This window comes from SAR202 cluster bacterium, assembly GCA_016872285.1.
Classification (GTDB): domain Bacteria; phylum Chloroflexota; class Dehalococcoidia; order Lucifugimonadales.
Map to the genome: position 1 here is coordinate 1 of VGZZ01000034.1, position 25766 is coordinate 25766.

The 25766-nt window shown below is 60.4% G+C and carries 28 protein-coding genes; 11 read left to right on the forward strand and 17 right to left on the reverse strand.

Annotation, left to right across the window (positions count from 1 at the left end; genetic code table 11):
* Both FJ320_09445 and FJ320_09450 read left to right on the forward strand, forming a co-directional pair.
* The coding region (locus FJ320_09445) for a hypothetical protein (protein ID MBM3926185.1) at nt 1–787 on the forward strand (787 nt) is incomplete at its 5' end.
* A gap of 269 nt (nt 788–1056) precedes the next feature.
* Nucleotides 1057–1860, forward strand: coding sequence for a hypothetical protein (locus tag FJ320_09450; GenBank protein MBM3926186.1), 804 nt, complete (start codon nt 1057–1059; stop codon nt 1858–1860).
* Nucleotides 1861–1898: 38 nt separating this feature from the next.
* Here the strand turns inward: FJ320_09450 and FJ320_09455 are convergent, their stop codons facing one another.
* From FJ320_09455 to FJ320_09475, 5 genes are all read right to left on the reverse strand, one after another.
* A complete protein-coding gene (locus tag FJ320_09455) occupies nt 1899–2252 on the reverse strand; it encodes a hypothetical protein (GenBank protein MBM3926187.1) in 354 nt (117 codons plus the stop codon).
* A 141-nt stretch (nt 2253–2393) separates the two neighbouring features.
* Nucleotides 2394–3512, reverse strand: a complete 1119-nt coding sequence (locus FJ320_09460) for a PDZ domain-containing protein (GenBank protein MBM3926188.1) — start codon at nt 3510–3512, stop codon at nt 2394–2396.
* Nucleotides 3513–3536: 24 nt separating this feature from the next.
* On the reverse strand, nt 3537–4985 hold the full coding sequence (locus FJ320_09465) for a HAMP domain-containing protein (protein ID MBM3926189.1): 1449 nt from the start codon (nt 4983–4985) through the stop codon (nt 3537–3539).
* Entirely contained in the window at nt 4972–5730 is a 759-nt protein-coding gene (locus tag FJ320_09470) for a response regulator transcription factor (GenBank protein ID MBM3926190.1), read from the reverse strand. The genes FJ320_09465 and FJ320_09470 overlap by 14 nt, the downstream gene beginning before the upstream one ends.
* A 6-nt stretch (nt 5731–5736) precedes the next feature.
* Nucleotides 5737–6222 (reverse strand): hypothetical protein, encoded by a 486-nt coding sequence (locus tag FJ320_09475; protein ID MBM3926191.1) that lies wholly within the window; start codon nt 6220–6222, stop codon nt 5737–5739.
* Between the two features lie 110 nt (nt 6223–6332).
* Here FJ320_09475 and FJ320_09480 point away from each other — a divergent pair, with 110 nt between their 5' ends.
* The gene (locus FJ320_09480; protein ID MBM3926192.1) at nt 6333–6641 is read left to right on the forward strand and encodes a type II toxin-antitoxin system HicB family antitoxin; all 309 of its coding nucleotides are present in this window, start codon (nt 6333–6335) and stop codon (nt 6639–6641) included.
* A complete protein-coding gene (locus FJ320_09485) occupies nt 6641–6865 on the forward strand; it encodes a type II toxin-antitoxin system HicA family toxin (protein MBM3926193.1) in 225 nt (74 codons plus the stop codon). Before FJ320_09480 ends, FJ320_09485 begins: the two co-directional genes overlap by 1 nt.
* 10 nt (nt 6866–6875) lie before the next feature.
* On the opposite strand, the gene FJ320_09490 is transcribed toward FJ320_09485, so the two are convergent.
* The 11 genes from FJ320_09490 to FJ320_09540 form a co-directional block, all read right to left on the reverse strand.
* A complete protein-coding gene (locus FJ320_09490) occupies nt 6876–8033 on the reverse strand; it encodes an acyl-CoA dehydrogenase (protein MBM3926194.1) in 1158 nt (385 codons plus the stop codon).
* A gap of 66 nt (nt 8034–8099) precedes the next feature.
* On the reverse strand, nt 8100–9509 hold the full coding sequence (locus FJ320_09495; protein MBM3926195.1) for a hypothetical protein: 1410 nt from the start codon (nt 9507–9509) through the stop codon (nt 8100–8102).
* A gap of 64 nt (nt 9510–9573) precedes the next feature.
* Nucleotides 9574–10800, reverse strand: a complete 1227-nt coding sequence (locus FJ320_09500) for a hypothetical protein (protein MBM3926196.1) — start codon at nt 10798–10800, stop codon at nt 9574–9576.
* Between the two features lie 138 nt (nt 10801–10938).
* Nucleotides 10939–11388 (reverse strand): hypothetical protein, encoded by a 450-nt coding sequence (locus tag FJ320_09505; GenBank protein MBM3926197.1) that lies wholly within the window; start codon nt 11386–11388, stop codon nt 10939–10941.
* Between the two features lie 49 nt (nt 11389–11437).
* Nucleotides 11438–12070, reverse strand: a complete 633-nt coding sequence (locus tag FJ320_09510) for a twin-arginine translocation signal domain-containing protein (protein MBM3926198.1) — start codon at nt 12068–12070, stop codon at nt 11438–11440.
* A gap of 125 nt (nt 12071–12195) precedes the next feature.
* Nucleotides 12196–12651 carry a hypothetical protein gene (locus FJ320_09515; protein ID MBM3926199.1) on the reverse strand — a complete coding sequence of 152 codons (456 nt, stop codon included), beginning with the start codon at nt 12649–12651 and terminating at the stop codon, nt 12196–12198.
* A complete protein-coding gene (locus FJ320_09520; GenBank protein ID MBM3926200.1) occupies nt 12648–13154 on the reverse strand; it encodes a MaoC family dehydratase in 507 nt (168 codons plus the stop codon). The genes FJ320_09515 and FJ320_09520 overlap by 4 nt, the downstream gene beginning before the upstream one ends.
* A 109-nt stretch (nt 13155–13263) precedes the next feature.
* The gene (locus FJ320_09525) at nt 13264–14052 is read right to left on the reverse strand and encodes an SDR family oxidoreductase (protein ID MBM3926201.1); all 789 of its coding nucleotides are present in this window, start codon (nt 14050–14052) and stop codon (nt 13264–13266) included.
* On the reverse strand, nt 14042–15229 hold the full coding sequence (locus tag FJ320_09530; GenBank protein ID MBM3926202.1) for an LLM class flavin-dependent oxidoreductase: 1188 nt from the start codon (nt 15227–15229) through the stop codon (nt 14042–14044). Before FJ320_09530 ends, FJ320_09525 begins: the two co-directional genes overlap by 11 nt.
* Nucleotides 15230–15637: 408 nt before the next feature.
* On the reverse strand, nt 15638–16390 hold the full coding sequence (locus FJ320_09535) for a sulfurtransferase (protein ID MBM3926203.1): 753 nt from the start codon (nt 16388–16390) through the stop codon (nt 15638–15640).
* 12 nt (nt 16391–16402) lie between these two features.
* On the reverse strand, nt 16403–17704 hold the full coding sequence (locus tag FJ320_09540) for an MFS transporter (protein ID MBM3926204.1): 1302 nt from the start codon (nt 17702–17704) through the stop codon (nt 16403–16405).
* A 431-nt stretch (nt 17705–18135) separates the two neighbouring features.
* Here FJ320_09540 and FJ320_09545 point away from each other — a divergent pair, with 431 nt between their 5' ends.
* Together FJ320_09545 and FJ320_09550 are read left to right on the forward strand one after the other, a co-directional pair.
* The gene (locus FJ320_09545) at nt 18136–19533 is read left to right on the forward strand and encodes an amidase (GenBank protein ID MBM3926205.1); all 1398 of its coding nucleotides are present in this window, start codon (nt 18136–18138) and stop codon (nt 19531–19533) included.
* A 318-nt stretch (nt 19534–19851) separates the two neighbouring features.
* Nucleotides 19852–20604, forward strand: a complete 753-nt coding sequence (locus FJ320_09550) for a glucose 1-dehydrogenase (GenBank protein MBM3926206.1) — start codon at nt 19852–19854, stop codon at nt 20602–20604.
* A 34-nt stretch (nt 20605–20638) separates the two neighbouring features.
* On the opposite strand, the gene FJ320_09555 is transcribed toward FJ320_09550, so the two are convergent.
* Nucleotides 20639–21061, reverse strand: a complete 423-nt coding sequence (locus FJ320_09555; protein MBM3926207.1) for a hypothetical protein — start codon at nt 21059–21061, stop codon at nt 20639–20641.
* Nucleotides 21062–21116: 55 nt separating this feature from the next.
* Here FJ320_09555 and FJ320_09560 point away from each other — a divergent pair, with 55 nt between their 5' ends.
* From FJ320_09560 to FJ320_09580, 5 genes are all read left to right on the forward strand, one after another.
* Entirely contained in the window at nt 21117–22721 is a 1605-nt protein-coding gene (locus FJ320_09560; protein ID MBM3926208.1) for an HD domain-containing protein, read from the forward strand.
* Between the two features lie 99 nt (nt 22722–22820).
* Nucleotides 22821–23120 (forward strand): hypothetical protein, encoded by a 300-nt coding sequence (locus FJ320_09565; GenBank protein ID MBM3926209.1) that lies wholly within the window; start codon nt 22821–22823, stop codon nt 23118–23120.
* A 132-nt stretch (nt 23121–23252) separates the two neighbouring features.
* Complete coding sequence (locus FJ320_09570; protein MBM3926210.1) at nt 23253–23927, forward strand: DUF1028 domain-containing protein; 675 nt, start codon at nt 23253–23255, stop codon at nt 23925–23927.
* A 216-nt stretch (nt 23928–24143) separates the two neighbouring features.
* On the forward strand, nt 24144–24827 hold the full coding sequence (locus FJ320_09575) for a DUF1028 domain-containing protein (GenBank protein ID MBM3926211.1): 684 nt from the start codon (nt 24144–24146) through the stop codon (nt 24825–24827).
* A gap of 12 nt (nt 24828–24839) precedes the next feature.
* Nucleotides 24840–25601: an NAD(P)-dependent oxidoreductase gene (locus FJ320_09580; GenBank protein MBM3926212.1), complete on the forward strand. Its 762-nt coding sequence runs from the start codon at nt 24840–24842 to the stop codon at nt 25599–25601.
* Nucleotides 25602–25766: the final 165 nt, after the last annotated feature.

Here is a 25766-nt window from a genome sequence, read left to right on the forward strand (position 1 = left end):
CGACTCCTCCACCACTCCCATCATCCAGCACAGCGACGCCGTCGGCGCCGTCGCCGGCTGCTTCGCCATCCTCGCCGCCCTGCACCATCGACGCCGCACAGGTAAAGGCCAGTGGATCGATATGTCCCAGGTCGAGGCTTTCCTGCCCCATCTTGGCGGAAGCCTCATGGACTGGAACATGAACAAACGAGCCACTGAACCCTTAGCCAACCGCCACCCTCATCTCGCGCCCTGGGGCTGCTATCCATGCAAAGCCTGCCCTGAGCCTGGTCGAAGAGGCGACGACAACTGGCTGGTTATCAACGTCACCACCGAGAACGAGTGGCTGGCCCTCTGCAAGGCCACCGGCAATCCAGGATGGGCCACCGACCCCCGCTTTGCCGACGCCATCAGCCGCCGCAAAAACCACGACGCCCTGGACGCCTGCATCGCCGGGTGGACGCGAGGCCAGAATAAGCACGAGGCCATGAAGCTTCTCCAAACCGCCGGCGTCCCCGCTCAGGCTGTCCTCGACGACGTTGACCTTTTCACCGACCCTCACCTGAAAGCCCGCGGCTTCTTCCCAACCCTACCCCACGCCGCCGTCGGCCCCCGCCGATACCCTGGCTTCTTCTGGCGGCTCACCAAAATGGACCGGCCCGTCCGTCACCCTCCCAACCTCCTCGGTGAGCACAACGACTACGTCTACGGCGAGATGCTCGGCATGTCCAAGAAAGAGCTGGCTTTCCTCCACGCCGAAGGCATCATCGGCGAAGAATTCCCGCCGGAGATGTATAACATCGCCTAGTCACTACCTAGATCTTATTGCCCTAGGATTTTGGCTTCGTGTAATATCCCTCGCTGGTCGGCAGTTTCTTATTCCGCCTGCGCATTACGAGGAGATTTCCATAATCCATGACTCGCGGCCATTACTTTCGTGTACGGAAAATTATCTTCCTGGGCCTTGTATTAATATTTACGCTCTCGGCCTCCGGTGTTTGGGAGACTCACAGAGCTAATGCCCAACCCTCCGGCCAAGAAGAAGGAGAGCCCATTAAGGTTAAGGTCGGCGCATATGTGCTGAACGTCGGCAGACTAGACACAGCCACCGGCTCTTACACCATAGACTTTTATCTCTCCTTCTCCTGCGATCAGCCGTGCAGCCCCGGCCTCTTTGAGTTCTCCAACGGCCGCGCTACCTCCATAGACAAGTCCGTCGATGAGCCGACCGAAAAGTTCTACCGGATCCAGGCTGCTCTTAACACCAGCCTGGACCTAGCTGATTACCCTTTTGACCGCCACAAGCTGATTATTAAATTGGAGGACAAGGAGCAAACGTCGCAGACCCAGGCCTATGAGGTGAGCCTGGCCGACAGCGGGCTAGACCCCGCGGTGGACGTAGTCGGGTGGGCCATTGACGGGTGGAGCGCCAGCGTAGATGACCACTACTACGAGCCTTACGGCACCAGCTTCTCCCAATACAGCTTCGCCATCGAAATCCACCGCTCTCGGTTGGCGGCGGTGCTGAAGTCCTTCCTGCCTGCCCTGGTGATAGTCTTTGTGGGCATGCTGGCCCTGGTGCTGAGTCCGGACAAAATAATTCCCCGCCTCACCTTGACCACAGGCTCCTTCACCAGCGCCGTGCTCTTTCACTTGAACCTGACGTCGTCCATACCGCCCGTGGGCTATCTGACCTTCGCGGACCGGTTCATGATCTTCAACTACGTCACCCTGGCCATGGTCCTGGCGAGCACGCTCATGGCGCTGTACTACGTGGACAAGAAGCGGCCCGAAGCCGCCCAAAGGGTCCATCACGCCGCCCTGGCCGCGGTCCCTCTGGTCTGGCTAATGCTTCACGCGCTCAACTTCCTGCTCCTGTAAGCGCTGGTTGACCTGCCGCTTGTTAAACGCTGGTTCTGCTACTCAATCCGCTCCGTCATAATATGCCGCCGGTTCTTGGTATACGGCCGCACCTGCGCAGGCCACCGTCCCTTCTCTACCGCCTTGTTCCACTCCGAGGTTAGAAGCACTTCCGGGCTCTCCAGCTCGTAATAAGCGTGGTATCGAGGCTCGCTCTCAAAGACCATCTCCTTCTTCTGCCCGCCGATGTACATGCTCAGAGGCACCTTCTTATACCGCGCCACGGAGATTACCCCTGGCACTTCCATTAGATGCGGAATGTGGTCCTGGTCATACACGTCCTGGAATATCTTATCCTTCTCCTTGTCCACGTCCATGCTGGCGATGAATAGGTACTTGGATGTCAGCGGCATCAGGCGTTCCTCCAAAAAAGTAGGTTCAGGGCACATACTTTACCCCCTTCCCTAGACCTTGTCGAAGCCTGGCGTTGCGGCCAATAAAAAAACTAGCGCCCCAATAGGGTCGGGGCGCTAGCAAAAGGAAAGGTGGAAACGCTACCTGGAAATAGTGTCAGGCCACTCGCCCAGCGTCACGTTCAACTGAATCGTCTGCCCGTCTCGATGCACCGTCAACCTCACAACATCGCCGGGCTTGTGCTCATTAAGCCTCTGCACCAAGCCCTGTATCGTCTGCACGCTTCGCTCATTGAGCGCGGTAATCACATCGCCGCCGGGCCCGGGCTGCAGCGAGTTCCCACCGCTGGCGGCCCGCAGCCCCGCCGACTGGGCCGGGCTGCCATTCGATACCGACAGGACGTACACGCCGCTGTCGGTATTGATATCCAGGAACTGCGCCAGCTCAGGCGTTAAGTTCATGCCGCTTATACCCAGCCACGGCCTCCTCACCACAGGCTGCGACTCATCATTCCCCTGGGCCAGCAGCAGCTTAGCTGTATTCACAGGCACCGCGAAGCCGATACCTCCATTCGGCGCCTGCTCGATGGACGTGTTGATGCCGATGACTTCGCCCGCCGAATTAAGGAGCGGGCCGCCCGAGTTGCCCGGGTTGATGGACGCGTCCGTCTGGATCATGCCGGTGATAGGCCGGCCAGCTATACCGGGGCGGCTCCGGTCCACACCGCTGACCACGCCCACAGTGATGGAACCGTCCAGCCCCAGGGGACTGCCTAGGGCCGCCGCCATCGAGCCTGGCCGCACCGAGTCCGAGTCCCCCAGAGGCAAGGGCGTTATGCCGGACAACTGCGCCGCGTCCACCTGCAGCAGCGCCATATCGTCGGCGGGGCCTGTGCGCACCACCCGGGCGTCCAGGCTGCGGCCGTCGTGCAGCGTCACCCGCACCTGCGTCGCGTTCTGCACGACGTGATAGTTAGTGAGAATATGGCCCTGGTCGTCCACCAGGAACCCGGACCCCTGCCCTGTTGCCGGCGCCGCAGGCCTGAAGAAGCCTCCCGCCGACTGGCTGACCGTCCTCACCTCCACCACCGCCGGGTTTGATCGCTGGTATAACGACACCACCTGCTCTTCGTCATAAAGCACTGGCGAAGCGTGGGTGGATGTCATAAGCCTCGGCGACAGCACGGCGCCGACGGCGAACACTCCCAGCACCATGGCCATTACTAGGGTTGAGTAAACAAAGGTCTTTGTGCTCTTCATATTTTTGCTCTCATAAATTCAAAGTTAGAAAGTTTGATTGGTTATAACCGGCAGTTCAAAGGTAAACACGCTGCCCAGGCCCGGCGCGCTCTCCGCCCCTATGGAACCACCGTGTGCTTCGACGATCTGCCTGGCGATGGTCAACCCCAGCCCCGCCCCACCGGTAGCGCGCGCCCTGGACGGGTCCACCCTATAAAATCTATCGAAAATGTGCGCTAGCGCCTCCTGTGGTATTCCTATGCCCGTATCGCTTACCGATACTCGCACCTTCCCACCGGCCTCCACTGACTCAACGCTCACCCTTCCTCCTTCCGGCGTGTGGAAGATAGCGTTGTCCAGCAGGTTGCTCAACACCTGGGAGATACGCGTCCGGTCCATAGACACCAGAGGCAAGCTGGACGCCGCGTCTAGAGTCAGAGTCAGGCCCTTAGCCGTAGCTCGCGGGCTGAAGGCATCCACGGACTTCTTCATCAGTTCTTCCATCGATTCAGGCTGCCGGTCCAGCTTTAGCGCCCCCGCCTCCGCCAGGGCCAGCAACCGTAGGTCCTCCACCAGCCGTGACAAGTGCAGCACCTGCTGGTATATCGTGTCGATGGTCTGGGCGTCCGCCTGGACCACTCCATCTTTAACCGCCTCCAGATAGCCTCGGATGTTGGACAGGGGCGTGCGGAGTTCGTGGGCCACGTCAGCCACCATGTGCCGCCTTTGCTGTTCCGCTTTTTCCAGGTTTTCAGCCATAACGTTAAAGGTCTGCGCCAGCCTGCCCATGTCCCCGTGGTCCTCCACCGGGACCCGTTGTGTCAGGTCGCCGCGTCCCAGCCGCAGGGCAGCCGTGTTCAGCGACTTTACCGGCGCCAGGATGCGCTGCGACACCAGGAACACCATGGCGACGCCGGCCAGCAGCGCGGCTATCCCCGTCCATACCAGCGACCGGTTAATCGAGGAGGCCAGGCGGCTCAGCGGAGGCTCCAGCGCCAGCTCCTGGTTCGGCTCGATAGCCAGCGACCCGACCTGGTTTCCACTGTTGACTATGGGAAGCATCCTGCCGGTATCCTCGTCGCTTCCGGAATCTTTAGCTAAAGGACGGCTCTCCGTGGACACGAAAGGGTACTCGCTAGGCCCGCCTAGATAGTGGGGTCGCGGCTTCCACGGCCCAAAGCGCTCGCGATGGGAGTCCGCCACCACCCGGCCCTCGCGGTCGCTGAGAACCATGCGCCAGCCGTAAAGGTCGCCGGCCCTTTCCAGCACCACCTCTACCCCTGACCAGTCGCGCCGCGTTGAATACATCTCGGTAACAACGTGCTGCACCTGCTGCGCCCTGGCGGCGGCCACCTCCTCCTGGTACCTCTCCGTCTCGTTCTGCGCGGCATAGCCCACGTAGAGGCTGACGCCTCCCAGGGCCAGGATTAGCACAAAGGTAAAGCCCAGAAGCAGCCTGAACTGAAGACTGGAGAACCACTTATTCACGGCCAAATCTGTACCCCACGCCGTAAACAGCCTGGATGTAGTGCCAGCTCTCCGAGTCTACGCCTAGCTTGCGCCGAAGGTTGGAAACGTGGGCGTCCACCGTCCGGTCAAAGCCGTCGAAGTCGTAGCCGAAGGCCCGGTCGATGATCTGGTCGCGGGTGAACGCGCAGCCCGGCTCTCGCATGAACATAGCCAGGAGCCGAAACTCGGTGGGCGTCAGCGAAATCGCCTTGCCCCCGACCTCCACCCTTCGATTGGTCTGGTCCAAAGCTATGTCTTTGTATGTCATGCCCTTTGCTCCGCTCTCTCGCGATTCCCGGTCCGTCCGGCGCAGCACGGCCCGCACCCTCGCCGCCAGCTCTCGAGGGCTGAAAGGTTTGGTGATGTAGTCGTCGGCGCCCAGGTCCAGCCCCGCCAGCCGGTCCTCCTCTTCCACCCTGGCTGTAAGCATGACAATGGGCACCGACGACTCTTGCCTTAAGCGACGGCATATCTCCAGCCCGTCGATGCCAGGCAGCATCAGGTCCAGCACCACCAGATCGGGATGCGCCTCCAGGGCCAGCCTCAGACCGTCGGTCCCCTTCGACGCCGTGATAACCTTGTGGCCGTCCTTTTGCAGGTACAGCCGCACCAGTTCCAGCGCGACGGCGTCGTCTTCAACGACCAGTACGGTAGCAGGCACAGGCCTCTCCCCTATCGAATTTCGAGGCTTCTGAAGCCCCTGATGTACTAGTGTACCCTTTGCTGCCATAGCGTGTTAAAAGGACGTGACGCCGGGAGTCGCCGAAGGTGTTTCGGCGGGCGCTTCATCTTCTGGGCATGGGAAGGCCTTGAAGAAGTGGTGATGGCGGCCAAAGTGCCTCAATCGTTGCCCTTCGAAAAGGAACGGCCTGTGTCCAAAGAATGGACCAAGCTTTGACAGCGCCTCAGGCCGCTCCGCCAGCCACGCCTTAATCTCGTCCGCCTCCGCCTGGGTCAGCTCACCCTTCTCCACCAGCTTGTCGAGATGCTCGTTGATAACCTCGTCCATCTGCTCTCTGCGGGCCTGCTTCACCGCACTCTTCACCTCCGCAGGGTCCTTCCCGAGAATCTCCGCCACTCGATTCGTGTACTCTTCCTTGGCCGCCTCTCGCTCCGCCCCGCCCGACCCGTCGCGATTGCTGGCGGCGAAAACCGCCCCGCCCACCGCCAGCGCCGCCAGGGCCGCCGCCGCGACGGAAACCACTAACCAGCGTCTCTTCATCAGCCACCTCCAGTTGTATGCGTTAACTTAATTTATACAAGCCAACCTTCAAGAAAGTTTGAAGGGAATTTCAGATGCTATAATCATCGGAAGGTCAACGGTGATAGGTAATGGCAAAAAGGCGGATATTTACAGTTATACTGGAACCTGAGGAGAGCGGCGGCTTTGTTGTCCATTGCCCCGCTTTGCCAGGTTGTATCAGTCAGGGAGACACGCGACAGGAGACCCTGGATAACATCAAAGAAGCTATCCTTCTTGTTCTAGACGTTATGAGCGAGCAGGGCCAGTCCGTTCTTCCAGAAACACCGGAGGTTGTCAGTCAGGAAATCGCGGAAATATTGAAGATTCGGGACGAAGACGGCTTGCCGCTTATAGTGGAGACAGCCCAAGTAGAACTCCCATCCACCGTCCCTGCTTAGTGCCGAGGCTCCCTGTTTTATCCGGCAGGGAGATTGTTGTGGCTTTCGAGCGTGCTGGTTGGCGCGTATCCCGCCGGGCGCCAGGAAGTCATATCGTTATGAACAAATCTGGTGCCCGGCTAAATGTCTCAGAACCTGACCACCGCGAGGTGAAGGTGGGTACACTAAGAGGATTAATTCGCAAAGCTGGCATGACTGTAGAAGAATTTCTGGCTCTGCTCTAGTCCTTCCCTTTTACCCAAACGCCCCCATCCCCGTAATCTCCCTCCCCAGTACCAGCGCGTGTACGTCGTAAGTCCCCTCGTAGGTGTCCACCGTCTCCAGGTTTAGCATGTGACGAATGCTGTGGTACTCCAGCGTTATCCCGCTGGCCCCCAGTATCTCCCGCGCCGACCTCGCCCCCTTCAGCGCCGCCCGCACGTTCGACCGCTTGGCCATGGACACGTGCGCGTACCCCATTGTCCCCTCATCCTTCATCCGCCCCAGCTTCCACGCCACCATCAGCCCCGACGTGTGGTCCGACAGCATGTCCGCCAGCTTCGACTGCACTAGCTGCCTCGACGCTATCGGCGCGCCGAAGGTCTTGCGGTTCTTGGCGAAGCCCACCGCCTCCTCGTACACCGCCTCCAGCGATCCCATGGCCCCCCACGCGATGCCGTATCGCGCCTGCGTCAGGCACGACAGCGGCCCCCGCAGCCCCTTCACGCCCGGCAGCGCCGCCGACTCCGGCACCCGCACCTCGTCCAGCACCAGTTCGCTGGTCACTGACAGACGCAGGCTCATCTTGTGCTTTACCTTGTTGATAGTGAAGCCCTTAGCATCCGTGGGCACCAGGAAGCCGCGCACTTCGTTGTTCTCGTCCACCGCCCACACTAACGCCACCTGCGCGATGTTGCCGCTGGAAATCCACATCTTGCGGCCCGTGATGACATAATATTTACCGTCCTTGCGCGCCCGCGTCTTCATCGCCCCGGGATCAGAACCACCCTCATGCTCCGTCAAGCCAAAGCACCCCAGTACCTCGCCTCGAGCCATAGCCGGCAGGTACTTCCGCTTCTGCTCCTCCGACCCGTAGGCGTGTATCGGGTACATTACCAGCGCGCCCTGGACGCTGGCGAAGCTCCTCAGCCCTGAGTCCGCCCGTTCCAGCTCATACATAATCAGCCCGTAGGCCACGTTCGACACCCCCGCCGTCCCGTACTCCGACGGCAGGCTGGCCCCTAGAAACCCAAGCTCCCCCAGCTTCGACGCCAGGTGCTTGGGAAAAGTCTCCTCCTCCCACCACTGGTTGACATGGGGGATGACCTCTAAGTCCATAAACTGCCGCGCCGTCGCCTGCGCCTGCTTCTCTTCTTCCGTCAGCAGCGACGCGATTTGATAAAAGTCGAGCATGGGGCCTCCGTCCAAATGGCTAACGACTGTCAGTGTAGCTCAGAGGAGGCAAAAAGCAACGGGCGGTTACTTGCCGACAGCCTGCTTGACCTTATTCAAATCGAACACGTTTACCGTGCTGTTGGTAACGGTGCTGACAAAGCCCAGTCCACGCCCTACGTCAAGCTTCACTGCCCAGGGGCACTCGTCCACTTCTATCATCGCCAGCGGCTTCAGCGTGTCCATATCCGCCACGCCTATATGCCTCGAGTCGCCAATAACTGCGTAGATGAGGCGGTTGGTCTCGTCCACCGCGATGCCCCAGGCCGGCTTCCCCGATACAAACCCCGACACCCGTCCCGTGATGGCGCCGGTATCCACGTCGACGGCGTAGATATTGTATGGCTGGTCCGGCATGGCTAATCGAGTCAAATACAACTGGCGCGTGTCGGGCGAAAAGGCCATCTGCGCCGCGCCCAGGTACTTGTCCCCCGGCGCCGAAGTCCCAAACGACTTCACCACCTGCCCGCCGACCATGTCCACCACCGTAACCTTCCCGCTCTCCAGGCTCAACACGTACGCGAGTCCCTTGTCGGCATCCATGACCGCCGGATGAGGAAACTTAGGCACCTGTAGATGCCTTACCAGGCTTCGGGACTCCACGTTGACTATCGAAATGTACTCCTGCGACCCGTCTTTGGAGTTGGTGACCACCAGCAAGTCCGTTTCAGAGTTGAGGGCCGTGGCGTGGGGCACTCCTCCCACCTGAATAGAAGTCGCTTTCTCCCCCGTTCCCTTGGCATGTACCGCCACCGTACCCGAGGATGTCGCGACATACACCACGTTCCGCTCGGGGTCGACGAGGGGCCAGATGGGCGCGCGGTCCGTAGGCTCCACCTCGATTTCTTGCCGCTTAACCGGATCGATGACGTTCAGCGTGTTCGTGTTGGCTTTGACGACAGGCGCTTTGCCGCACCATTGGGCCATAGCGGTGCCCGAGTTGTTCGCCACATAGACCAAGCCGGTTTCCATGTCCACTTCCAGCCCGTTGGTGCCGTAGCTGGTCATGGGAATGCTTATTACGCCCACGTTATTGAGGATAGGCAGCGGGCCGCCCACCTGGTCTGGGCCGCCGGGTGGTGGGGGCTTTACCATCGTTGGCGTCGCTGTGGCAGTGCGCGTGGGCGTGCGGGTCGGGGTGGCCGTCCGCGTCGGTGTGGGCGGGCGGGTGGCGGTGGGGGTCGATGTTGGGATGGATGCAGACGTGGCGGTGGCGGAGGTCGGGCTTGGCGCCGTCGGCGAAGGCGTGGGCGTAGGTGAGGGAGGCGCTACAGGGATCTGGGTCGGCGTTTGCGTCGGTGTGGATGCGGGCTGGGTAGGGGAAGAGGTCGCGGCAGGCAAAACAACGGTTGGCGTGTCCTGCACGGTGCCGCAGGCCGCCAGCAGGAGCAGCACTGCCAGGGCCAAGTTCCAGGAAAACGCTAGTTTTCGTAGCACAATAGGCAGTTTATCGGCCTGCCTGCAATCCGAGCAATACTATTCGATACGAAATCCTGGAAAACTAGGCCCTTACCGCCCACGCCTCTATGCTGAAGCTCGCCCCTGTCGGCAGGCCTTGGTTCGCCGTTACTACCGTCACCGCGGGCAGCGACGGCCCCAGATAGCGGCGCCGCATCTCATTCAACAGGTCTTGCTGGTAAGCGTTGGCCGGGTCCGTCCACTCCACCGTCCGCACCACGTCCTCCGCCGACACTCCCGCCGACCCCAGCACCATCTGCAAGTTCTCGTAGGCCCTCTCCGCCTGCTTCTTGAACCCCCCGCCGACCACCTGACCCGTCGTTCGGTCCATAGGCACCTGGGCTGAACAGAAGACATATTTGCCGCACCGCACTGCGTCGGCGCCCGATGGCGCGTCCTTCCACCCCGCCACCCTCACCACCCGCCGGTCGCGGCCTAAATACGCCGTGGCGTCGATCTCCAGCAGCGCCTCGCCGCGCAGCAGCCGCTGGATGGGCAGCGCGCCGGCGGCCACGGCGTCGTTCTTCAGCGCCTGCCGACGCAATGTGTGCGTCCTCGAGTATTCCGGCGCTCCGGCGGGATGCACGTAGTCGGCCACCCTCACCACCTTGGACGGCTCCACCCCCGCATCCTTCATCACCTGCCCCAGCGCGTGCCGCCACACCGCCTGCGCCTGGTCCTTTATCCCCTCCGGATACCTCTCGGTCTTCGACGCCTCGTCATACACACGGCCCGTCGCGCCCGACAGCCAGAACCACTCCTCGCCGACGAAGAAGCCCGGCCAGAAAGTGCGCGTCTTGTATCGCTCCCACGTCGGCGTCCCTTCAGGGAACACCGCCCGCTTCTCCCGCCCGCCCCTCATCGCCACCGCGTTCATAGATATCAGCGCCGCCGACTTGGGCAGCCCCTCCACCAGCACCCCTACCGCCGCCGGCATGCTCCCCCCGAAAGCCTGACGCCGCACGTCGGCGGTGTGGCGGTATTCGGGCATGGAGGCCTCCAGCGCGTAGTCCACCGTATAGACCACGTCCTGGTAGCTATACCCCGCCGACTCCAGAATCGCCCCCAGCTTCTCGAAGATAACCTTGGTCTGTTCCAGCGTGCTGAGCCGCTTGATGATATAGCCGCCTCGCTGGGCGTCGTACTCCTCGGCGGTGAGGTTGGACACACACAGCAAGCCATTCCGCTCCACCGCCAGCGAGTACGCCTTCTCGGAGTATTTAGGGTCCCACGAATAGTTGTCCGGATTGATTATTCGCTTCTCGGCCATGAGTCTCCCTATCTATCCTTCAAATTTGCGCCTGAATCCAGGCCTTCAGTCTACTAAATCAACTGTCTATTCACCAAAAAGAGGCGCCCTGATTGATCGGGGCGCCTCTTTTACGCGTTTGTAAGGCTATTGCCTGGGCTACGCCAGGTCTAGTCTTATGGGCTTTATATGTACTTCTTCGTACAGGTTGCCTTTCCCGTCGGCGCTTAGGACAGGGTATACGTAGCGCGTGATAAAGCAGTCGAAGTAGTTGTACCGCTTCCCGTCGGAACCGTCCTTCATTATCTCGATGATGGATAAATCAAACCTGGCGAACTTTCCCTTAACCGTATCGTTGATGTTCTGTCCAATCCACTTGCGCGACTTGGTCATAGGTCCGCGAAGGACAATCTCGGTTACGGACTTGGGCGTGGGTTCCCCCGTAGAGATTCGATCCGACCCCGTCGAGGAATCCCCAATCTCTATGCATAGCGCCCCGCCCGTGGCGGTCTCCCACGCTTTATCTTCATTCTTCCCGCCTGCTGGTCCGCTAACCTCAATTCTGAACCCCTTAACCACCATCATCTCATCCGGCTTCTTTGTCACCATGGACAGCCTCTTTTTTGTTTGTTAATAAGTATCGATATGCTAAATGGAACTAAGCAAACTCTACTCGGCCAATCTTCACCGTTATAGATTCAACCATGGTCGTCGAGCTGGGACTGTAATCGCCCGGGTCGAACTTGATTGGAAAACACTCGAATAAGTTATACTTGCGCGCCTCGCTGCCGTCCCGATCTTTGATAATGACCGATATGTTCTTCCTAACGTCCTTGCCCCTGGAGGCATCATGCAGCCATTGAAGCAGCTCTTTGCTATTTTTTCCGACCCTGCTTCTAAAAGAAGCCTTACCATAATGGGCATCCCCTGGCGCGTAAGTCCTGTAGTCCCAGTCCGCCCCCGTGGTAGTCTCACGAATATCTATGGTCAAATCTTCAACCTGGATTGACTGGATGTTGGCACTGGTTTCGGGAAGGCCTGGAATGTCAACTGCGAACTTGCCTGCACCGTTCTCCAAAAACTCGTCCTGGTTCAGACCTTTGGCCGCCGCCGCCTCCGCCCTCTCTAAAACCGACCCGTTGATCACCGACGGCAGCCCACCCAGCCCCAGGGCCGCCACCCCCGCCACGGCGCCGGTCACTGCGGTAGCTCTCAAAAAATCTCGACGGCTTATACCCGCTGAATCGCTTAGTTTCCCATTGCTTTTGTTTGTAGCCCTCTTTTTAGTCACATCTCTCACCTCACGATATATTGTCTAGCAAGACGACAAGACTGCCCTCCTGCGGACATGACTAGTATAAACCGCTCAAAAGGAGGTGAGAAGGGACACCAAGAGGGATGTTGCCCTCTCTTCCTCTACGCTGGGCTGTCGCCCCGCACCGGCATTCTTATCGTCGCGCTGGCCGGGTCCACCACCGCCTCGCCCTTCTGGTTCTCAATCCATAGCCGGCATTCCACCAGCCCCTCGCCCCCAATAGCCAGCGACGATATGACCTGCCCTTTGCACGTCAACACGTCGCCTGGGAAAACCATGCGCCTGTTTTGAAAGCTCAGCTTATTCAAGAACGCCTTCGGGCCGGCCCAGTCCTGGACCATCTGCGTCAGGTAAGCGCCCAGCATCTGCCCATCGACGATGGGCTGTGGAAACCCTGCCTGCTTCGCCGCCTCCGAGTCGTAGTGGATCCGCACCAGGTCCCACGTGGCCGCGGCGTAGGCTGCCATCCTTACTAGGCTTATCTCTTTGCGAAGGGGCGTCATTTCCTCGCCCATCTTCACGTCTTCGAGGAACCGCATGGTCGCCTGCTGCGTCATGACGATGCCTCGGCAGGGAACCGCGCTACCATGGTCTCGATGTTCTTGGCCAGCAGCTGGCCGTGCTGGTTGTAGTAGCTGATCTCGGTGTCTCGAAATATTAAACGGTTCGTCCTGCTGGCCTTCTCGGACACCTTAATTACCTTGCTTTTGACAGTGATAACATCGTCGGGGTGGACGGGCTGGAAGAACTCGTATGAGTTGCCCGCCCGCAGCAGCCCGCCCAGAGCGTCGTGGGCCATGGACGTGGGGTATCCCTGCTCGTTCATGTCCTCGTTGATCAACTGGTGCGTCTCGCACACCAGCGTCGGCGGCGCGGCGACATCCCGCAGCCCCACAGCCTTGGCCGCCGCCTGGTTTACATAAATCGGATTGGCATCCTGCACCGCCATCGAATAGAACCGAAACGCCGCGCGGCCTATCTCCTCCGGCGCGGTGTAGCCGGTCTCCTTGCCCACCGTGGCGAGCAGATGACGAAGGACTTGCTGGTAAGAGGCTGGCATATCTAAGTCCGCCGCTCAAATCTCGAAAATCTTCTCCCTCCTTGAGGGGGAGAACTAAAGAGGGGGGTCTGAAGGCTGCTCAGTTTTGCCGTCATATTGAGTGAACTGCTTATGCGGGCTTTTGGATTAGTTCTGCCGGCCCCCACTTCTTCCCAAAGTCGTCCCTGTGAAGATATCGCCCCGTCAGCGACTCCGCTGACTGCAGCGCCAGGTACACCGCGCACGGCCCTGATGCCTCCGGCTCGTACCGGCTGTCCCAGTTCTTGTGGTTCCACTCGTTTAGCCACGCGCCCTCCGTCTTCACGCTGCCCGGGCTATAAATGTTCACCGCGACGTTATGCTCTCGAAGCTCCTCGGCCAGCGTAAAGCTGAGCATGTGCAGCGCCGCCTTGCTGGCGCTGTAGGCCGTGCCCCCGCCCGTCGTCGGGTCCGCCCCCATCCTCGACCCCACGTTAATAATGCTGCCTCGCTTCTGCTTCACCATCACCTGCGCCACGTACCGGCAGCACAGGTAGGGGCCGCGTATGTTTATCGCCATCAGCTTGTCCCACCGCGCCGGCTCGATGTCCAGGAACTTGTCGCCGACAATGATAAGCCCGGCGTTGTTCACCAGCACGTCAATCTTGCCGTACTTCGCCATCACCTCGTCGACCATCGACTTGACCTGCTTTTCATCCGTCACATCGCAGTGGACGGCCAGGGCCTTCCCACCCAACGACGCGATCTGGTATGCCGTCTGCTCCGCGGTCCCCGGCAGCCCCGTGGGCGACGCCGCCCGCGACGCCGCCACCACCACGGCCCCCTGCCGTCCGTACTCTATGGCGATAGCCCGTCCAATGCCGCGGCTGGCGCCAGTGACAATGGCGACCATTCCCTTCATCTTTTGCTTATCTGGCATGGGCGGCCTTGGCCCGGGCCTTAGCCTGCTCCTCCTTCTTGAATTCTGGAATTATATACTTCCCGTAAAGCTCGATAGTCTTCATAACCGACTCGTGCGGCACCGTCGTCGTCTGCGCCATCACTATCATCTGGTCGATACCAATGGCCTGGTGCTTCCTGAGCCCTTCGATGCAGCGCTGCGGGCCTCCCGCGATAATAACCGCCCGGTCGCACAGCGTCGCGGCGTCCAGGCCGTCCCACACCTTGTAGGACAGCGCGTCGCCGCCCGACAGGGACAGCGCCTGCTCCTGCGACAGCTTCTCCTTTTCGCCCACGTATCGGGAAAACTCCAGCTTCAGGTGTTCCGGTACGCCTCCCCAGTTCTGCAGCAAGCGATGATAAACGTCCCGCTGGTCTTGAACATATGGCTTGCCCGGCCCAAAGAAGGTCTTGATAGACCGTTCCCCCATCTCCATCGCCTTCCGGTCGTCCTCCAGACAAACGCCTAGCGTCGAATTGGCCCACTGGTCGTTGATAAAGGCTCCGACAGGTTTGGCCCGCCGGGCCTTCTCTTTATACGCCTGCACGTAGGGCTCTAACGTCGAAGGTACGCTCGACCCGAAGGATAAGACGCCAATGCCCATCTCCGCCGCGATGTCGTAGGTCGCGTTCTGAAGGGCGGCCACCCAAAGCGGCGGGTGAGGCTTCTGGTATGGCTTGGGCCGCACGTCTCGCGGCGGCGTCTTCCAGAACTTGCCTTCGTACGAGAACTGTTCCGATGCCCAAATCTTGGGAATCATGTTTATGGACTCGGCCCACATGTCCCGGCTGTCCCGCGGGTCAATCCCCATTCCCATAAGCTCGTAGGGCGACGACCGCCCGGTCCCCAGGTCCACTCGCCCGTTGGACAAATGGTCCAGCATCGCAATGCGCTCCGCCACTCGAATGGGGTGATGGTAAGGCAAGATCACAACGCCCAGGCCCAGTCGGATGTTCTTGGTGCGCTGGCTGACGGCGGCGTAGAAAAGCTCAGGGCAGGGGGAGCAGGAAAATCCTGTAAGAAAGTGGTGTTCCACAAACCATAAATAATCGAATCCAGCCTGGTCCGCCAGGACGCACTGCTCCAGCGTCTCCTCGATAACTTTATGGTCGTCCAGGCCAGGCCGCTGCATCTCGAACTGCAAACCCAGCTTCATGGCCCACCCCCTTGTCTCTTCGACGGGTTGGCGCAATTCTAACTATTCAACGGCACAGGCACAAGAAAGACTATAAAGCATTCGGTTTGGATAACATAGATCTCGCTTGGATAGTAGAGCCCCTGACTTTGGGGGTCGTAGGGCGTCTCATTCTGGTTCTCCCCCTTCGGCCTGGAAGGCGAAGGGGGAGTTAGACGCCGTCCTGAGCCTGGTCGAAGGAGGGGGTTGTGGTTCCTTCAGGTCCCCCTTCTTCTCCTATTGCAGAGGAGAAGAAGGGGTTAGGGGATGATGAGGTGATTCAATTAATCCTTCCCCTTCCAGCAGGAAGGGGATAAATGGGATGGTATCCCGCGCGAGAAAAGGCAGGATTTCTAAATATCACCACTTAATTGACAAATAGATGGCCTGTTACGTCTCCACAGCCAGCCCGGCCTCCCGCCACTGCAAAAACCCGCCGGGAAACACCCGCACCGTATAGCCCGAGTGCTTCAGCGCCAGGTACCCCATGGCCGCGCGAGGGCCAAAGCTGTCGTAAGTCACTACCGTGTCGTCCTTCGTTATCCCCGCCGAAGCTAGTTGCCTGGGCAGGCCGCTCAAATCACCCAGCAAGTTGTTGTCACCGCCCATCAACCCCGTCCAGGGCAGATTTACCGCCCCGGGAATATGCCCCGACTTCTGGAACTCGTGGTCGCTGCGCAGGTCCAGCAGCTTGAACTCGGGGTGCGCCTGGAGCAGGTCTAAGGTGGCGCGTTTGCTGGGGTCGATGCGGGGCACAAACTCGCGGCGGGGCAGTCGCGTCGGCTCCTTAGACACGGTCTGGTTCTCAGCTACCCAGCCTTCGTATAGCACGCTCATCATGCTCACGTCACCCCGGCCCAGGTACTCCAGCAGCCACGCCAGCATCACTCCTCGCGTGCCGTCCGACGCGTCGTAGACCACTGGCCGTTTGGCGTCATCGATCCCAGCCTCGCCAAAGACGTCTAAGAGCTGTCCGTACGGCAGCAAACGCTGGTTGGAGTCCAGCACCTGCTCCAGCGGCAGGTTCACCGCGCCCGGCAAGTGCCCCTCTGCATACGCTTGCGGCGTCCGCGGGTCCAGGAGATAAATGTCCCCGACTTCTATCCAGTACCTCACCCATGATACGCTGGCGGTAGTCGCCAAATCACGGTCCTTCTAGGGGGCTCCCGGCGCGCCCTGCGGCCACGGCGCCGCCGGCTGCGAAGTCCTCCATAAGCTTCTCGTCGGTAACAGTATAAGCCCAACGCAGGCCAGCACCATAACCCCGCCCGCGCCCACCGCGAAGGGCGCGCTGGCGGCGCTGGCCATGCTGCCGGCGACAAACCCCCCCACCGGCGTGAAGCCAAAGGTCAGCCCGTACAGCCCCATAATTCGCCCCCGCATGGCGTCCGCCGTCAGCGTCTGTAGCGACGCGCTCATCGTCGGGTCGTAGGCGCTCAGGGAAGCCCCTATCAGCCCCACCAGCACCAGCGACCCCACGAACCACGAGGACATGGCGAATAGTATCAGAAAGGCGCCGGTGAAAAGGCCGCAGACTACTACTATCAGAGTCCTGTTCTTAAAATCGCTCATAGCGGCCAGCAGCAATATCGACAACACCCCGCCTACGTTGGACGCCGCCGATAGATATCCCAGCCCGTCGGCCTCCAGATGCAGCACCTCCTTCGCGATGACCGGCAGCATGGCGTAGTATGAGTAGCCGAACATCTCCAGGGCCATGCTGAAAATTAGCAGCGACCGCACCGGCGGCGACTTCGAGGCGTAGCTCACGCCTTCCGACAGCGTCTGCCATACAGACTTCCGTGCGCTGGGTGCCGAGTACCTGGTTTTGACCCACAGCAGCGGCAAAGGGCTCACCACCATCAGCGCGGCCACTAGCAGATAGCACCACCCCGTGCCAAAGGCGCTGATGACAAACCCCGCCGCCAGGGAGCTGACAATGCCCGCCAGCCTCCAGGCTCCGCTTTTGAACGCGGTGGCGTTCAGAAGCCGCTTGGGGCCCACCGCGTCATAGACCAACGCCTCGCCGGCGGGAAGCATGGTCGCCATCAGCATCCCGCTTATCACCGCCACTGGCAGCACGTGCCACAACTGGATCTGGTCGGTAACCACCAGCAGCCCTAGCGCGCCGAATATAATGGCCCGGCCCGCCTGCACCGCCGCCAGCACCGCCCGACGGTCGAACCGGTCCGCCAGCAGCCCGCCCACAGCCCCAAACCCTATCTGCCCCACCCCTCGAAGTCCCACCACTGCCCCTACCCAGAAGGCCGAATCGTCGGTTATCTCCAGCACCAGCCACCCCTGGGCCACCATATCCATGTTCATCCCCAGGGCGTTTATGACGTAGAAGTACCAGATGCGCCGGAAGTCCTGGTTGGTGAACGCTTCAAAGACCCGCCCAAGAGGCGTGGTCTTTTTAGGTGCGCTTGGAGGTATTGGGGAGGGTATCGAGGCCATAGGCCTGAAAATTGTTGCGTTGAAATAACGGACTAAAAATGCTGCGGGAAATAATACTCCCACCCGTACTCGCGGTCTACAAACTCCAAACCCTGCTTCTATGAATCGGCCCTGTTCGCTTGCGGGTCTTGCGAATTAGCTCGAGTACTAGGATTGCCCTCTAATCCCATCAGGTTCTCCCCCTTCGGCCTGGAAGGCGAAGGGGGAGTTAGAGAGGGTTGTGGTTACCTCTTTTCTCTTCCCCTTCCAGCAGGAAGGGGCCAGGGGATGGTATCCCGTTTATGACAAGGTCTGTATTGAGCATCACACGACTTGAACGGGAGAGCCAGAGGGGTAGGTATGGAACCGCGGCCAATACCCTCCCTTGACACCGCCATCCTCACGCCCTACCTTTTGGGCCAGCCCTGCCCTGCCCATCGGGAGTCATCGACATGCCAAACTTAGATTTAGTCAACGCCACCATTGTCAGCCTCGGAAAGCTAATTAAGGCCAAGAAGGTCTCCCCCGTGGAAGTAGTCGAAGCCACTTTTGAGCGCGTCCGACGCCTTGAGCCTACCCTCAAGGCCTTCACCACCCCTACACCCGACTATGCGATGAGCAAGGCCAAGTACGCCGAAAAGGAGGTCATGGCCGGCAAATACAAAGGCCCCCTCCATGGCATCCCCTACACTCTGAAAGACGTCATCGCCACCAAGGACGTGCGCACCACCTTCGGCAACCTTCGAGGCAAGGACTTCAAGCCTAAGGAGAGCGCCACCGTCCACACCCTCCTGGAGGACAGCGGGGCCATCCTTGTCGGCAAGGTCTATTCGCAAATCGGCCGCGGCGATACGCCCCTGGACTGCTACAACCCCTGGGACCCCAAACTCAGCCCCGGCACCTCCAGCGCCGGCTCCGGCGCCGCCACCGCCGCCTCCATGGGCCTGGTATCCATCGGCACCGACACCGGCGGCTCAGTACGCCACCCCGCCAGCAACTGCAATCTCGTCGGCATCCGCGCCACCTTCGGACGAATCAGCCGCCACGGCGTCCTCGCCCCCTCCTGGACCCACGATCAGGCCGGCCCCCTGGCCAAGACTGTCGAGGACTGCGCCATCGTCGCCGAGCTTCTGTCCCGCTATGACCCCAAAGACCCCATCAGCGTCAACGCCCCGCCCGCCAACTACCGCGTCTCCCTCAAACGCGGCGTCAAGGGCGTGCGCATCGGCCTGCCCCGCGACCGGTGGATTTGGGAACGCGACCAGGCAGAGGTCGAGACCATGGTCAAAAAGGCAGTCGAGGTCCTGGCCGGGCTGGGCGCCGAGGTCAAGGAAGTAAACCTGCCCCTGGCCGAGGAGTGCCGCGCCACCCACTTCAAGCTCACCGAGCCCGAGACCGCCGTCATGTGGCCGGATGTCTTCAGTCCTGAGGACGTGGCCGCCTGGCCTGAAATCCATCGCGTTATCGAGTCTGGCCGCGCCGTGCCTTTCCACGAGTACCTCCATGCTATGCAGAAAGCCGCCCGTATCAACCAGGAGCTTTTCGAGGAGCTGACCAAGGTCGATGTCATCGCCATGCCCACCGGCGCCACCATGGGCGACCGCGCCGACGCCAATACCACCATCATTCGAGGCAAGGAAGTCCCGGCCCGCTCCCGCGCCGTCTATCTCAACGGCCTCGCAAGCATGGCCGGCGCCCCCGCCCTTTCCGTCCCATGCGGCTTCTACCAGGGCCGGCTGCCCGTCGGCATGATGCTCATGGGCAACAAGCTGTCGGAAGGTTTGCTCTTCCGAGTCGCCTACGCCTACGAGCAGTCCACCGACTGGCACCTCCGCCACCCAGCGATTTAAATCTATTTTTATAGCCAAAGCTATTGTGGGCGACATTAAAATCGTGAGACTTGCGAAAGGAGCCTCGCGCTCTCTGGGGGTACGGGGTTTCTTATCTGGTTCTCCCCCTTCGGCCTGGAAGAGCCTGTCCCGAGTATCCCCCGAGGGACGAAGGGGGAGTTAGACGTTGTCCTGAGTATGTCGAAGGAGGGGGTTGTGGTGCATTATTTTCTTTCCCTCTTCTCAGAAAGGAGAAGAGGGATTAAGGGTGATGAGGTCCTACCGATTACGATAACATTGGCCTTTTAGCACTCAGAACTGATTAAGGAGACAAAAACCATGCGCCTCAAAAACAAAGTAGCCCTCATCACCGGCGGCGCCAGAGGCATGGGCGCTTCCGAGTCCCTCCTCTTCGCCAAGGAAGGCGCAAAAGTCGCCGTCGCCGACATCCGCGACCAGGAAGGCGAAGCCATCGTCACACAGATTAAAAAGGCCGGCGGCGACGCCTTCTATCTCCACCTGGAGGTCGCCGACGAGGCCGCCTGGGAGAAAGCCATCGCCGAGACCGTCCGCCGCTACGGCAAGCTGGACATCCTGGTCAACAACGCCGGTATCACCGCCACTCACGGCGTCGTCGACACCACTTCCGAAGAGTGGGACCGGGTTTTGGACGTCAACGCCAAGGGCGTCTTCCTGGGCTGCAAGCACGCCATACCCATAATGAAGAAAAACGGCGGCGGCTCCATTATCAACATCTCCTCCCAGATGGGCATCGTCGGCAGCGACACCGGCAGCCCCGCCTACAACGCCTCCAAAGGCGCTGTCACCATCTTCACCAAGTCCGCCGCCCTGCGCCACATACGCGACGGCATCCGCATCAACTCCGTCCACCCCGGTCCCATCGACACACCCATGCTCCGTGAAGGCTACGTCGACCCCAAGCTGCGAGACCGCGTCCTCACCCTCACCCCCATGGGCCGTCGCGGCCGCCCCGAAGAGGTCGCCCAGGGCGTCCTCTTCCTCGCCTCCGACGAGGCATCGTACATCGTCGGCGCTTCCCTGGTCATTGATGGCGGCTATACAGCTATGTAGGCAGGGCCCTGGTCTTCTCCAACCGCTCTTGGTCTCAGCGCAAGCGCGCTTCCGCCCGCTGAAGGGCCTGCGCATGCTGATATGTGTCCGCCGCATGACGGAATTTCTGTACCTGCCCTGATTCGTTGAAGTACCAGATATGCGCCTCGTCAGTCTCAATAATGCGCTTACCCGTAGAACGTACAGTGACCTCCAGGCTGACCAGGGCCACCACAAGGTTCCCTTCAGAAAGGACATGATTGACTTTGAAGTTCTTAAAGTCCAGCTCCTTTCCGATGATGCCGAAGAAGCGGGCCACATGGTCTCGGCCTCTTCCTGGTCGCAGCCAGGGCACCGGGCTGTCAGTCCAGGCGTACTCCCACTGGACGTCTTCCGTCATGTGACCGAGGATGCTTTTAACATCTCCGCGGCCAAAGGCTTCATATATCAATTGCACCGTCTTGCGGCTGCTGTCCATCTGGCTCCTCCTGTGGTTAGTGAGGCCATGCTATACTTCGGCTCGGTGAACAAGCATGCGCCAGATGGCTTATTCAGACCGCAATTCCGACCTTGCCTCTGAGATAGACGCAGTTCGCCTGGCTGAAGTTGTTGGCTCCCTATCCCTGGCGACAGACCTGGGCAACGGCCAGCCCTTAGAGACTGCGCTCTCTTGCACTCTTGTCGCCATGGGTCTCGGCAAAGCTATGGGCCTGTCTGCCGCAGACCTGGAAGCGGTCTACTGGGGAGGGTTGCTGCGATTCATTGGCTGCACATCCACCTCAGTGGAAGAGTCGAGCTTTAGCGGAGATGATTTGGAACTGCGCTCCGCGCTGCTCTCCGCCGATTTCTCAGACGGTTCCGATATACAGCGGCGCATCAGCCAGGGCCTTGGCCGCCAGCTCTCTCCCGCGCGGCGGGCCCGCGCTGTCCAGTCCTTCTTACAGCGCGGCCCGGAGATAGCGCCGTCTGTACTGGCAGCCCACTGCGAGGTGGCTGTTCGACTCGCTTCCAGACTTGGCATGCCGCCGACGGTCCAGGCAGCTGTGAATACTTATCACGAGCGATGGGACGGCGGTGGACCTAAGAGGTTGTATGGGGAGTCGATTCCCCTCGCCACTCACGTATTGGACTTTGCGGAAGTCGCTGTGGCCAATGCTCGTGGTCTTAACCCTGATGAGCTGCAATCGCTCCTTCGCCACCGTTCGGGAGGCCAGCTAGACCCGGGTATCCTGCCTATTTTTCTGAAGTATAGTCGTGAGCTTTTCAGCAACCTCCGCCAGGGTTCCGTCTGGGACAAGGTCATGGAAGCGGAACCTAACAGCCATCGCTTGGTGCCAGCGGATCAGCTTGGACAACTTGCCCGGATTTTAGGTGACTACTCAGACCTGAAGACACCCTTCATGCTAGGCCATTCGCGGGGAGTCGCCAGATTAGCTGTGGAGGCCGGGACCCTCCTGGGGCTTCCTCAGAAATCCGTCGCGCGAGTCGAACTCGCCGCGCTGCTTCACGACCTGGGCCGGGTAAGCGTGCCCAACGGAATTACCGACAAGCCAGACCCTCTAAGTCCCGGCGAGCGGGAAAGGGTTCGCGGCCACGCCTATTACACCGAACGCATTCTTTCGGCTTCTCCCGCCCTGTCTTCCCTTGGACGTCTGGGAGCCAGCAATCATGAGCGATTGGACGGCTCCGGCTATCCCCATGGTCTTTCAGGCTCCTTGCTAGGGGCCGAAACCCGGCTGCTGGCGGTTGCTAACTGGTACGAAGGCGCTCTCCGTGAAAAAGCTTACCGCCCAGCCCTCAGTCGAGATACGGCTGCGAAGCATCTTAGAGAGAGCACCAGGCAAGGTCACTTTGATGCGCGGGCGGTAGCTGCGGTCCTGGACGTGACCGGCCATAAATTGGCGACGCCGGCTATCGAAGCAAAACGCTATCCCGCCGGTTTAACTGAGCGCGAGGTGGAAGTGCTGCTTCTAGTAGGACGCGGCCTTACCAATAAAGAAATCGCTTCCAGACTAGTTATATCGCCGCGCACGGTCCAGCAGCACACCCTCCACATCTATAACAAGATTGGCGTATCCACCCGCGCCGCTGCCACTCTATTCGCAGCCGAGCATGACCTCTTTTCGCCGTGGACATGACCTGTTACCCCTTTTGACTAGCCCTTGACAGCCCGCCCTCACCACACTAGGGTAACAGTCGCTAAACAGCACCTTTAATTCATCCCAAGGAGTATTCACGTGCCTACATTCATCGGGTTCGGCACCTACAAGGGAAAGAAGAGCGGCGAGCAAGAACTGTCCGTAGGCAAGGCCGCCCGCGCCTGGGTCGACACCAACGGCGGCCGCATCCTCAGCATCTACTACATGGAGACCGGCGAGCCCAACGTCCTCATCGCCTTTGAGGGCCGCGGCCTGGAGCAGGCCGCCAAGTGCTTCAAGGACCTCGAAGCCCAGCAGAGCCTGAGCATCAAGATGATTCGAGGCTTCACCGAGGGCGAAAAAGAACGCGCCAACCAGGGCAAGGCCTGGGTCTCCTAACAGCGCATCCCGTGATTCCAGCGAAGGTTGAGCACCTAAAATCATCCAATCTGAAATCCCGATGCCAATCGAGACTGGAATCCAGTCCCCCCCATCTTTTTCAGCAGGGTAATACTTAGGAGTAATACTTACATGACCATGACCATAGTTGGCTACGACCCGCGCACCGGCCAGTTCGGCGGCGCGGTGGCCACCAAAAACATCGGTGTCGGCTCGCGAGTCCTTAAGGGCAAGGGCGAAGTAGGGATGGTCGGCTTCAGCGGCCACGAAGTCCAGCGAATGCGCGCCATCGCCATGCTTGAGCTCGGTTTCCCAGCCCCCGTGGTTCTCGACGCCATCAAGGCCGTTTGCAACGGTCGAGGCCAGTACAGCCTCATAGACCGCAAGGGCATCTCCGCCGCCTGGACCGCTCCCGCCCAGTTCCCCTGGGCCGGCAGCCGAAACGGTAAGAACTACGCCTGCGGCGCTAACACCATGGTCGGCCCGGAGGTAGTGCAAGCCCTGGGCGACACCTTCGAGAAGACCGAAAGCAGCGGCCTGCCGCTGGAAGAGCGCCTCCTTCAGTGCCTCGAAGCCGCCCAGGCCACCGGCGGCGATAATCGAGGCCGCCAGTCCGCCGCCATCCAGGTCCACTGGAAGCGCGTCGACGCCAACCCCTTCCTCGACCTCCGCGTCGACGACCACCCCAATCCTATCCCCGAGCTGCGGGCCGTCGTCCACATCTACCGACAGACCTATCCCCAGTACGGCTCCCGCACCTGGCCAGAACTGGAAGGCACCGGCGGCTATCCTATCCTTTATCCATAGGGCTTCTTTTATCGATGAATTCGAGGCGCCACAGGGAATCCAGAGAGGGGTTTGCCTTCATGTCTGCTCTTATGCCATTGAGACGGAGGATTCGGGCGTCAGGTCCTCCCTCTTCTCCTTGGAATGAGAAGAGGGGGTTAGGGGATGATGAGGTTCCTAACTTCTACTTTCCTCTCTTCCTCGTAGGAAGAGGAGGATAAAGGGGGAGATGGTTTTATGACCATGACCATCGTCGGCTTTGACCCGCGCACCGGCCAGTTCGGCGGCGCGGTGGCCACCAAAAACATCGGTGTCGGCTCGCGAGTCCTTAAAGGCAAGGGCGAGGTCGGCATGGTCGGGTTCAGCAGCACCGAGACCCATCGCCTGCGCGCCCTCAAGATGCTGGAACTGGGCTTCCCAGCCCACGTCGTCATCGACGCCATCAAGGCCATCTGCCAGGGCCGAGGCCAGTACAGCATCATCGACCGTAAAGGCGTATCCGCCGCCTACACCACCCCCACCTGCTTCCCATGGGCTGGCAGCCGGTCGGGCAAGAACTATGCCTGCGGCGCCAACACCATGGTCGGCCCGGAGGTAGTTCAGGCTTTAGGTGACACTTTTGAAAAGACCGAAAACAGCGGCCTGCCCCTCCACGAGCGCCTGCTCCAGTGCCTCGAAGCCGCCCAGGCCACCGGCGGCGACAACCGGGGCCGCCAGTCCGCCGCCATCCGCGTCTTCAGCAGCCGCATCGACCCCGACACCGCCCTGGACCTCCGCGTCGACGACCACCCCAACCCCATCCCTGAACTCCGCTCCATCGTCCACATCTACCTCCAGACCTACCCCGGCTCCTGGTCCACCAACCGACCTCCCATGCCCGGCACTGAAGAGCAGGGCGCATACCCAATCCTTTATCACTGAGCGGATAGTCTGATGCCTAAAAAGAAAGTCCTCGTTACCGGCATGAGTGGCCGAATCGGTAAGGCCCTCCTCAAGCACCTCGGCCCCAAATACGACTTCACCGCCCTGAACCGACGCCCCATGGACGGCGTCCGCAGCGTCACCGGCGACGTTACAGACCTGGCTTCTATACAACCTCACTTCCAGGGCCAGGACGTCGTCGTCCACCTGGCCGCGGCGCTCAGCCAGGCTTCTTTTGAAGACATCCTTCAGCGCAACATCGCCGGCACATACAACGTCTTCGAGGCCGCCCACCGGGCCGGGGTCAAGCGCGTCGTCTTCGCCTCCAGCGGCTCCATCGTCCTCAACTACACCCTCGACCCGCCATATCGAGAGCTTGAATCCGGCGAGTACCACAAGCTGCCGCCCACCTGGCCCAAGCTAACCCACCGCGACCCTATCCGCCCCAAAGACGTCTACGGCGCCAGCAAGGCCTGGGGCGAGGCCCTGGGCCGCTACTATTTCGATGCCCACGGCATGTCCGTCCTCTGCGTTCGATTCGGCTGGCTGCCTGAGGACGACCGCCCCAGCGCCGTCCGCACCTTTTCGGTCTGGTGCAGCCATCGCGACGCCGCCCAGATGGTCCAGCGCTGCATCGACGCACCCCCCAACGTAGGCTTCGATATCTTCTTCTGCACTTCCGATAATAAGTACAGCTATCGAGACCTCACCCACGCCCGCGACATCCTGGGCTACGTCCCCCAGGACCGCGCCGAGGACTGGCGAGGCCGTTAATGGCCAACCAGATGATTAATTGTCATTCTTGTATCTTAAAAAAGGTCTAAACTGTTCTCCAAGCACAGCGATGCCGGCGGGGCAGGCCGTTTCATTCTCGGTCTCATTAGACCGTCGCTCAGCATGGTCGCCCCGCATGGCTCCTGGCAAGCCCGAACGGTTGAT

What these genes read in the sequence shown, in the direction of transcription:
- FJ320_09455 (MBM3926187.1), bottom strand. Translation starts at nt 2,252, where the DNA reads ATGCCGCTGACATCCAAGTACCTATTCATCGCCAGCATGGACGTGGAC.
- FJ320_09460 (MBM3926188.1), bottom strand. Translation starts at nt 3,512, where the DNA reads ATGAAGAGCACAAAGACCTTTGTTTACTCAACCCTAGTAATGGCCATG.
- FJ320_09470 (MBM3926190.1), bottom strand. Translation starts at nt 5,730, where the DNA reads ATGGCAGCAAAGGGTACACTAGTACATCAGGGGCTTCAGAAGCCTCGA.
- FJ320_09475 (MBM3926191.1), bottom strand. Translation starts at nt 6,222, where the DNA reads ATGAAGAGACGCTGGTTAGTGGTTTCCGTCGCGGCGGCGGCCCTGGCG.
- FJ320_09480 (MBM3926192.1), top strand. Translation starts at nt 6,333, where the DNA reads ATGGCAAAAAGGCGGATATTTACAGTTATACTGGAACCTGAGGAGAGC.
- FJ320_09490 (MBM3926194.1), bottom strand. Translation starts at nt 8,033, where the DNA reads ATGCTCGACTTTTATCAAATCGCGTCGCTGCTGACGGAAGAAGAGAAG.
- FJ320_09500 (MBM3926196.1), bottom strand. Translation starts at nt 10,800, where the DNA reads ATGGCCGAGAAGCGAATAATCAATCCGGACAACTATTCGTGGGACCCT.
- FJ320_09505 (MBM3926197.1), bottom strand. Translation starts at nt 11,388, where the DNA reads ATGGTGACAAAGAAGCCGGATGAGATGATGGTGGTTAAGGGGTTCAGA.
- FJ320_09515 (MBM3926199.1), bottom strand. Translation starts at nt 12,651, where the DNA reads ATGACGCAGCAGGCGACCATGCGGTTCCTCGAAGACGTGAAGATGGGC.
- FJ320_09520 (MBM3926200.1), bottom strand. Translation starts at nt 13,154, where the DNA reads ATGCCAGCCTCTTACCAGCAAGTCCTTCGTCATCTGCTCGCCACGGTG.
- FJ320_09525 (MBM3926201.1), bottom strand. Translation starts at nt 14,052, where the DNA reads ATGCCAGATAAGCAAAAGATGAAGGGAATGGTCGCCATTGTCACTGGC.
- FJ320_09530 (MBM3926202.1), bottom strand. Translation starts at nt 15,229, where the DNA reads ATGAAGCTGGGTTTGCAGTTCGAGATGCAGCGGCCTGGCCTGGACGAC.
- FJ320_09540 (MBM3926204.1), bottom strand. Translation starts at nt 17,704, where the DNA reads ATGGCCTCGATACCCTCCCCAATACCTCCAAGCGCACCTAAAAAGACC.
- FJ320_09545 (MBM3926205.1), top strand. Translation starts at nt 18,136, where the DNA reads ATGCCAAACTTAGATTTAGTCAACGCCACCATTGTCAGCCTCGGAAAG.
- FJ320_09550 (MBM3926206.1), top strand. Translation starts at nt 19,852, where the DNA reads ATGCGCCTCAAAAACAAAGTAGCCCTCATCACCGGCGGCGCCAGAGGC.
- FJ320_09555 (MBM3926207.1), bottom strand. Translation starts at nt 21,061, where the DNA reads ATGGACAGCAGCCGCAAGACGGTGCAATTGATATATGAAGCCTTTGGC.
- FJ320_09560 (MBM3926208.1), top strand. Translation starts at nt 21,117, where the DNA reads ATGCGCCAGATGGCTTATTCAGACCGCAATTCCGACCTTGCCTCTGAG.
- FJ320_09570 (MBM3926210.1), top strand. Translation starts at nt 23,253, where the DNA reads ATGACCATGACCATAGTTGGCTACGACCCGCGCACCGGCCAGTTCGGC.
- FJ320_09575 (MBM3926211.1), top strand. Translation starts at nt 24,144, where the DNA reads ATGACCATGACCATCGTCGGCTTTGACCCGCGCACCGGCCAGTTCGGC.
- FJ320_09580 (MBM3926212.1), top strand. Translation starts at nt 24,840, where the DNA reads ATGCCTAAAAAGAAAGTCCTCGTTACCGGCATGAGTGGCCGAATCGGT.